Source organism: Chthonomonas sp. (genome assembly GCF_035294165.1).
GTDB lineage: Bacteria > Armatimonadota > Chthonomonadetes > Chthonomonadales > Chthonomonadaceae > Chthonomonas.
This window is the reverse complement of record NZ_DATGLN010000039.1, coordinates 1-1,878: the sequence shown is the minus strand read 5'-3', so window position 1 is coordinate 1,878 and position 1,878 is coordinate 1. Positions and strand designations below refer to the sequence as shown.

At 54.7% G+C, this 1,878-nt stretch carries 1 protein-coding gene and 1 pseudogene; both read left to right on the top strand.

Annotated elements, in window-relative coordinates; genetic code table 11:
* A pseudogene (locus VKV29_RS01380) lies at positions 1–595 on the top strand (hypothetical protein); the annotation flags it as partial.
* Between the two features lie 188 nt (positions 596–783).
* Positions 784–1,878, top strand: a 1,095-nt coding sequence (locus VKV29_RS01375; protein WP_324199501.1) for a hypothetical protein, incomplete at its 3' end; no start/stop codon positions are given.

Genomic DNA, 1,878 nt, shown 5'->3' with positions numbered 1-1,878 from the left:
CAGTGCTCCTGCCGGCAGCATCGTGGAGTGTGATCTTTTTTGGGACTATCAGCAGGTTCCTAACCTTTTGGGTTTCGATATTCTGCGCTCCCCAAACGACAACGTTCATTTTAGCTCGATAGCCCTTCTGCGCGATCCTTTGGGTGACCGTTTTGCCGATCAAGACCCCAGCCTTACGCCCAATGTCATCTACTTCTACAGCGTTGCGCCGGTAGACACGATCAACTTCCCACAAAACGGCCAGGAGGGTCAACCTACCTCGCCTATTCAGGTTAGCCCGCTCGACCCCATTAATGTGCTAAGCCCCGTGAGCGGCCAAACAGTTAGCTCTACCCCAACCCTTACCTGGACAAGCGTCAGCGCCGCCGGGCAATACACGGTTTTGGTCTACAACCAGTTTCCGGACTATCAGTCCGACACCAATGGAGTAAATCCCATTCTCCAGCAAATTACCTCCTCTACAAGCTATACTATCACGTCCCCTCTTCCCCCGGGTACCTACTACTGGGCGGTCATTGCTCAATACACCCCCCCAAGCAGCAACGTGGGCTATGCGTTCTCCGTAAGTCCCATCGGCTCGTTTGTGGTTCCATAGGCGAACCACCGGCGAAGGCTGTTGGCAAAAACCTTATCGTCTTTGAGGGTGGCCGTCGCCGCCTTGCAAAGGCGATTGTGTGCATGCGGAAGTGTTCACGGCAGGAGGTTTTCTGCCGCAAGGCGAATCTGGTTGCAGTTGTGTACCAAAATCGGCAAATCTGTTAGGGAGGAATGTGGGCATTGAATATGCGAACGGCGCTACTTGCCTATTTAGCGTTTAGCTTTACGTTGTGTGCCTGTTGGTCATGCCAGCGGGCCACCGCACAAACCTATCGTAACATTTTAAACAGGCCGTTTCATACCATCGGTAACGGCCCTCAGTCGGTTGTTGTGGTGGATGTAGCCCATCCAAACGACAGAAATGAAGTGCAGCAGGCGATTGCGCAACGTATTCGTCAGGTCATGCAAACTCGCGCCGCCGCCGTTGCCCCGGAGATCGCCGCACTGCGCCGCCTTCATGCCTTCCCTTTGAATCACCAAATCCCGGTGGTAGATATGGTGGTAGTGCGCCATAACGGCCAGATACTGCTTCCCCAGGCGCCGCAAGTTGGCAGAAGCGTGCCGGCCAACAACAAGCTTACCTTCGTTGCCAACACCACAGGGCAATACGCCTTCGATGTGCCCACCGCCTCTGCCCTAGACAATGTGGTCAACAACCTCCTCTATCCGGCTCTTGTACGGCGCATCGGCCCCCCCCTCTGGAACGGTCAGGTAACCATTCTCAACAAGGACGATAACCCTACCAAAGTATCCGGCATCATCGGAGTTACGGTGGTGATGAACCCAGACGGCTCTGTAGATATCGATCTGCCCAACTTTAGCACAGACCAAGATAAATATCTCGGCCTATTGCAGGCGATGGCACAGACCTTCCACGGCCCTTTAGCCATTGGCTATGACGCCTGGGAGATGGGCATGGCGCGCGCCGCCGCTGTGGTTGTGGCTCAAGACCTTCAAGGCCAGTTTCCTACCACCCAACCTATAGACCCTGCTGCCGATTTTTATTACACTCCCTACTACGATGTGCTCAACCAGCCGGCCCTTGGCAACAATACCTTTTTACCCCCTACCAAGAGCAACCAAACGCTCACCGGCCTTGGGGGCATGTTGGTGCCGCGCCTGCAAATGGCCTCTACTGCTTGGCTGAAATGCTTTATCCAGAACCCACAGTTTTTCATCAACTTCAATAACGCCTATTACGATGCCTGGCAAGCCGATCATACGGTCGCTAACGACACGGTGCGGTTGCAGCAGCTTGCCTCTGCCGCCGTAGGAGGCACC